Source organism: Sporosarcina limicola, from assembly GCF_014873855.1.
Lineage (GTDB): Bacteria > Bacillota > Bacilli > Bacillales_A > Planococcaceae > Sporosarcina > Sporosarcina limicola.
The window spans coordinates 1-6,534 of the sequence record NZ_JADBEL010000057.1; the positions used below are offsets into that span (position 1 = coordinate 1).

Genomic DNA, 6,534 nt, shown 5'->3' on the forward strand with positions numbered 1-6,534 from the left:
GCGGAGGACACCCTTGCCTTCTGCTAACAGTTCCTACTGCCAAGCCTGTAGTGGACTTTCACCACCTAGCGATTACCCATGCCGGGCACACAATAGGAAAAGCAGAAGATTTCTCTTCCGCTTTTAAAACAACGATTTACCAGCCGCGTTCTGACATACGATCGCTCGATGAAAGTGTTCCGAGTTCCAAACCTTTCATCGGCGTGCCGATATCTTTGGAAAGTTCGCCAATCAGCTTATAATCTTTGAAATTTTTTGTCGCTTGGACGATTGCACGTGCGAACTTTTCAGGATTTTCCGATTTGAAGATTCCAGATCCGACAAATACACCGTCCGCACCGAGTTCCATCATTAGCGCTGCATCTGCCGGTGTCGCCACACCGCCCGCTGCATAATTCGTCACTGGCAAACGACCGTGCTTTTTAATCGCAAGTAGGATTTCATACGGTGCACCCAGGTTACGGGCTTCCGTCATAATCTCATCTTCATTCATATGAACGAGTCTATTCACTTGTGCATTCACATTACGTAGGTGGCGTACGGCTTCAACGATATTCCCCGTTCCCGGTTCACCTTTCGTACGGAGCATCTTCGCACCCTCACCAAGACGTCGTGCTGCTTCACCAAGATCACGTGCGCCACAAACGAAGGGTACATTATATGCACTTTTCAGCAAGTGATACTCTTCATCCGCTGGTGTGAGTACTTCACTTTCATCGATATAATCGACGCCCAACGCTTCAAGTACGCGTGCTTCTGAAATATGTCCAATCCGTGCTTTTGCCATAACTGGAATCGAAACTGCTCTTTGTACTTCTGTGATAATGCGTGGGTCCGCCATGCGTGCTACGCCGCCTGCCGCCCGTATATCCGAAGGGACACGCTCTAGTGCCATAACTGCGATTGCACCTGCTGCCTCCGCTATTTTTGCCTGCTCTGCATTGATAACATCCATGATAACGCCGCCATATTGAAAACTCATTATACCTTCCCCCTTTTCATATTGTTCAGTATAATAGATTATGACCTTATTGAAATACTCAGTTTCTAATGAGTTGAAGGGGTCAGATGGAGTGTATTGAAATGGAGATGCTAGTAATTCAGTTGGATAAAAGCACAGATACCCCTTTATATGAGCAAATTTATGACCAGATACAGATGGATATTTCAGACGGTAAACTGCCTGTCGGTATGAAACTTCCCTCCAAACGAAAACTTGGGGAATTTCTCGCTGTCAGTCAGACAACAATTGAACTTGCCTATGCCCAACTTGTAGCAGAAGGTTTCATTTCATCCAAACCGAAAAAAGGTTTTTATGTCCAAGCAATCGAAGAACTCGCGTACGTCCAACCCGTGGAAATTAAGAATAAGTCGGTGAATCAGGTCGATGAGGATGTAGCCATCGATTTTGCCCCCGGTAAAATCGATACAGAATCATTTCCTTTCACACACTGGAGGAAATGCGCGAAGGACATCATGGATAATTCTTCACAGCATCTATTGCTCCTTGGCCATCCACACGGTGATTTCGAGCTGCGCCAAGAAATTGCACGTTATTTATATCATTCACGGGGTGTCGATTGTACGCCAGAGCAAATCATCGTCGGATCCGGAACAGAGCAACTTATGCCGCTCGTCATACGAATACTTGGAACCGATGCAAAATATGCAATTGAAGACCCTGGCTATCCACTTACCCACCACGTTTTCTACCATAACAATCGCGAAGTGTTTCCGATTGCGGTCGATGATGAAGGAATGGACGTACAATCGCTTCAACGCTCGGGAGCAACTGTCGCTTATGTTACCCCTTCTCACCAGTTTCCGACCGGTACTGTCTTGTCCGCAGCGCGTAGAACAGCTTTATTGAACTGGGCTTCATCCCAAGATGAACATTTCATCATCGAAGACGATTACGACAGTGAATTTCGCTACACTGGACGCCCGATTCCTTCATTGCAAGGGATGGACAAAGGCGGCAACGTCATTTATTTAAGTACATTTTCAAAATCGCTCATGCCCTCGCTCCGAATTGCTTATATGGTGCTTCCACCTGTACTGCTCGATCGGTACGAAAAGGCATTCATTCACTACTCGTCGACAGTACCACGGCTTGACCAACATATACTCGCTCGTTTCATGGCGGATGGACATTTTTCACGTCATCTAAACCGAATGCGTAAAATTTATAAACATAAACTATTGATATTAACCGAAGCGCTTCTTTCCTACGCACCGGATATCTCATTTTCTGGTGATGAGGCAGGCATGCACATCAATGTCAACGTCCATACAGATGTCTGTGAGGAATTGTTGACGGAAGCCGCTAGGAAGGCAGGCATCCGTGTCTACGGGCTGAACGGCTACCGAACAACTCCCATAGATAGCGACCCCTCATTCCTCATTGGTTTCGGAGGACTTTCCGTAGATGAAATCAGCAAGTTGATAGATAAGCTCATGAAGACATGGGATATACAAAAAGACGATGGATCTATGTAAGAACCATCGTCTTTTTCTTATTTGAATAAACCTTTTATGAAATCGATTGTCCCATTCCAAATGCCAGCAAAGAAATCACCGATTCCTGCCAGCATTAACGAGAACCAGCCAGCCTTATCGACAGCATCCGATGCAACAACGTCAGCGCCAGGTATGTCCCCTTCGATAAACCCATAATCAGTTCCCTCTGTTTTTACGAGTTTAACATGACCGACGATAGCACCTTTTTTGATTGGCGCTTGCAGAAAACCATCCTTTAATTTGGATTCATCAATAACAAGCTCAGGTATATACAATTCTTTTTCACTCGTTTTCACCATCATACGAATTGGGTCCTTCACTGCAATCGATACCGTTTTTTCTTTCCCTTTCACAACATCAAGTGTTTTCTGCTTATCGAATTGATAACCAGCGGGAACAAATTCTACTTCCGAAAATTGAGTGAAGCCGTAATCAAACAATGCACGTGTTGCATCGAATCTTGCTTTGTACGAACCTACACCTTTCGAATCAACCGCTTTCATGACAACAGAAATCACTCGCTTATCGCCACGCTTCGCCGTCCCTGTAAAGCAATGCCCTGCAAAATCGGTCGTACCTGTTTTTAAACCATCAATACCTTCATATGCATAAACAAACCCTGGAAGCATAAAATTCCAATTGTCCATTTTGATGGCATCAGAAGTTCCTTTACGGAAGTATTTTGTATTAATTTTTGTTGTTTCAAGAACTTCTGGATAATCCTTCAACAAATGATACGCAAGCTTGGCTACTGATTTCGCTGGCATAACATTCTCGTCTTCAGCCCCAGTCCCTTGAGGATGCATTCCCTGTAGATCACTATTATTCAAACCCGTCGAATTGACAAATTTATAATCTACTAGGCCCAATTCTGCTGCTTTTGCATTCATCATCTTTAAAAACTCTGTTTCTGTTCCTGCAAGTGTTTCAGCAACCGCAATTGTTGCTGCGTTTGCAGAATATATCGCAACCGCTTCATATAATTCTCGAATCGTATACGTCCCGTCTCTACGAAGTGGAACATTACTAAGTCGACGATCCTGTGAGATGGCATACGTATAGTCATTCACTTTATATTCTTGATCCCAGCTTATTTTCCCATCTTTGATTGCCTCGAATAGCAGATATTCTGTCATCATCTTTGTCATACTCGCAATACCAAGAGGTGTATCTGCATTTTCTGCATATAATATTTTTCCGTTTTCCGCGTCAATTAAAATCGCACCATCGACATGAATACCCATCGTTGAATCGGCATATGTAGGACCTGCACCAAAACTCATAATTAGCAACAGTGGCACCAATAGAAATACTACTAACTTTCTCATTCCTCGTTTCACCATATTACCTCCATTATTGCTATTTATATAAAATCATTTTATCATAATTCACTACTCCATGGGAACTAAACCTAAAAAGCACCTCTCCGCTCATATATAGACGTCGGAAAGGTGCTGAAGTTCCTTCATTCTTGCTCCAATTTCAGGAAATCCTTATTTTATTATAGTAATCTATTCACGAAAGTGAATAATTTGGAGCTTCTTTTGTAATTTGTACTTGATGCGGATGACTCTCACGCAAGCCCGCACCAGTCATACGTATAAACTGTGCATTTTCACGTAAATCATGAAGATCTTTTGTACCACAATAGCCCATTCCTGCACGAATTCCTCCTACCAACTGATGAATCGAATCTGCAAGTGACCCTTTATATGGCATACGACCTTCAATTCCTTCCGGAACGAGTTTTTTCGCATCATCCTGGAAGTAACGATCTTTTGAACCGCGTTCCATCGCTGCAACTGAACCCATCCCACGGTATACTTTGAATTGGCGACCTTGGAAAATTTCAGTTTCCCCTGGACTCTCCGTCGTACCTGCAAGAAGACTACCAAGCATGACTACATGTCCACCTGCAGCAAGCGCTTTGACGATATCTCCAGAATACTTGATGCCACCATCTGCAATCATCGTTTTACCTTGTTTACGCGCTTCAGTAGCACATTCATAAATTGCTGTGATTTGTGGCACACCAACGCCTGCAACAATACGTGTCGTACAGATTGATCCAGGTCCAATTCCTACTTTCACAACGTCCGCCCCTGCTTCATAAAGAGCACGAGCACCTTCGGCAGTTGCAATATTTCCTGCGATGATATTAAGATTTGGATACTGTTTTCTAATTTCAGCAACCGTATCAAGAACACCCCTTTGATGTCCATGAGCCGTATCAATTACAATGACATCGACTTCTGCTTTTACTAGCTTCTCAACACGTACTAATGTATCTGAAGTTACACCGACAGCGGCACCTACCAGTAAACGGCCTTGTTTGTCTTTTGCAGCTTTCGGAAATTCAATCACTTTCTCAATATCTTTGATTGTGATTAAACCTTTAAGTATTCCCTCTTTATTAACAATCGGAAGCTTCTCAATTTTATACTTCTGCAATATTTTCTCTGCATCTGCCAATGTTGTACCCACGGGTGCAGTTACAAGATTTTCTTTCGTCATAACATCGTCAATAACCATTGAATAATCTTGGATGAAACGAAGATCTCGGTTTGTTAGGATACCCACAAGTCTTAATTCTTCTGTATTATTTACAATCGGAACGCCAGAAATACGATATTTCCCCATCAAATGCTCCGCATCGAAAACTTGATGTTCAGGTGTCAGGAAAAATGGATTCGTAATAACTCCGTTTTCGGAACGTTTAACAGTGATAACTTGTTCAGCCTGCTCCTCAATGCTCATGTTCTTGTGGATGACGCCTAGTCCACCTTGACGAGCCATTGCAATTGCCATCTTAGATTCCGTAACTGTATCCATCCCAGCACTAATCACTGGTATGTTTAACGTTATCTTATCCGTAAGATTGACAGTGAGAGAAACATCTTTAGGTAATACTTCAGATGCTCCTGGTATAAGTAACACATCGTCGAACGTAAGCCCTTCACGTGCAAATTTCGATTCCCACATTCCATTATTCCTCCTATTAATTTCAGTAGTTACGATTGAATATTATTAAAAGGTTATCAGCGGTCACAATGACTGTCAAGGAGACGACAATAAATAAATGTATTCGTATTATTCACTGAACAATTTCATCGATTTTCTTTTTCATTTTAAGTGGTGACGTTTGGGGCGCAAACCGTTCCATAACATTCCCCTCACGATCAATTAGAAACTTGGTGAAATTCCACTTGATGCCCTCTGTTAGCATTCCTTTCTTTTTTGAAGTAAGAAATGCGAAGAGCGGTTCAGCAGTATCCCCTTTAACGTCCACTTTTGCGAACATTGGAAATGTCACACCATAATTGAGTTGACAAAATTCCATCGTCTTTTCAATATCATCAAATTCTTGGTCATTGAAATTATCCGAAGGGAAACCCAGTATAACAAGGTCACTCCCTATATACTCTGTATATAGGTCCTGCAATTCTTTGAACTGAGTAACGAAACCACATTTACTCGCTGTATTAACAATGATGAGTGGCTTTCCTTTATACTCTTCCAGTGATTGAGTTTCACCGTTCGCTTTTTTGACAATGAAATCATAAATGATTTTCATGTATGGTACACCCCTCGTATACTATTTGTTACTTAACCTTATATTATAATGAAGACTGCAGCAAAACTTGCACTTGATTTAAACAATCGGTGGATCATGATTCTAACGTCAACTTTTCAATTAGTGAACTACTCTATTTTCGTATGTAATGATTTCGGACCTCTTCATTCGCGCTTATGCGAACCCTTCCACTCCTCACTTAGATTAACCTTGCAGTTAAAGCCAACTTCTATATAAGTTGAATTTAAGTTTTACCCTTTTGTTGATTCTACATATGCTTGTTTGACGCGTTTGTTTCAACTATTCAATTATAAATGGGCCGTTGATCTTTCGTTCAACTTATATAATCGAGTAGGAGGCTAATCATTATTTGATCAGCCGACCTCTCACACCACCGTACGTACCGTTCGGTATACGGCGGTTCAACCTTTTAAGTATCG

At 42.2% G+C, this 6,534-nt stretch carries 5 protein-coding genes; 1 reads left to right on the plus strand and 4 read right to left on the minus strand.

The features are described from left to right. Nucleotides 1-136: 136 nt before the first annotated feature. Nucleotides 137-1,021, minus strand: coding sequence for a pyridoxal 5'-phosphate synthase lyase subunit PdxS (pdxS, locus tag H4683_RS20840; RefSeq protein WP_338062514.1), 885 nt, complete (start codon nt 1,019-1,021; stop codon nt 137-139). 62 nt (nt 1,022-1,083) lie between these two features. On the opposite strand from pdxS, the gene pdxR reads away from it, so the two are divergent. After that, nucleotides 1,084-2,499: a MocR-like pyridoxine biosynthesis transcription factor PdxR gene (gene pdxR, locus H4683_RS20845; protein ID WP_192600745.1), complete on the plus strand. Its 1,416-nt coding sequence runs from the start codon at nt 1,084-1,086 to the stop codon at nt 2,497-2,499. A gap of 17 nt (nt 2,500-2,516) precedes the next feature. Here pdxR and H4683_RS20850 read toward each other — a convergent pair whose 3' ends face one another. The 3 genes from H4683_RS20850 to H4683_RS20860 form a co-directional block, all read right to left on the minus strand. Continuing rightward, entirely contained in the window at nt 2,517-3,863 is a 1,347-nt protein-coding gene (locus H4683_RS20850; RefSeq protein WP_420826599.1) for a serine hydrolase, read from the minus strand. A gap of 172 nt (nt 3,864-4,035) precedes the next feature. After that, nucleotides 4,036-5,502, minus strand: a complete 1,467-nt coding sequence (gene guaB, locus H4683_RS20855; protein WP_192600746.1) for an IMP dehydrogenase — start codon at nt 5,500-5,502, stop codon at nt 4,036-4,038. A 112-nt stretch (nt 5,503-5,614) separates the two neighbouring features. Further along, nucleotides 5,615-6,094, minus strand: a complete 480-nt coding sequence (locus H4683_RS20860) for a glutathione peroxidase (RefSeq protein WP_192600747.1) — start codon at nt 6,092-6,094, stop codon at nt 5,615-5,617. Nucleotides 6,095-6,534: the final 440 nt, after the last annotated feature.

Excerpts from the sequence above, each read along its gene's own strand:
- pdxR (WP_192600745.1), top strand. The coding sequence starts at position 1,084 with ATGGAGATGCTAGTAATTCAGTTGGATAAAAGCACAGATACCCCTTTA.
- H4683_RS20850 (WP_420826599.1), bottom strand. The coding sequence starts at position 3,863 with ATGGTGAAACGAGGAATGAGAAAGTTAGTAGTATTTCTATTGGTGCCA.
- guaB (WP_192600746.1), bottom strand. The coding sequence starts at position 5,502 with ATGTGGGAATCGAAATTTGCACGTGAAGGGCTTACGTTCGACGATGTG.
- H4683_RS20860 (WP_192600747.1), bottom strand. The coding sequence starts at position 6,094 with ATGAAAATCATTTATGATTTCATTGTCAAAAAAGCGAACGGTGAAACT.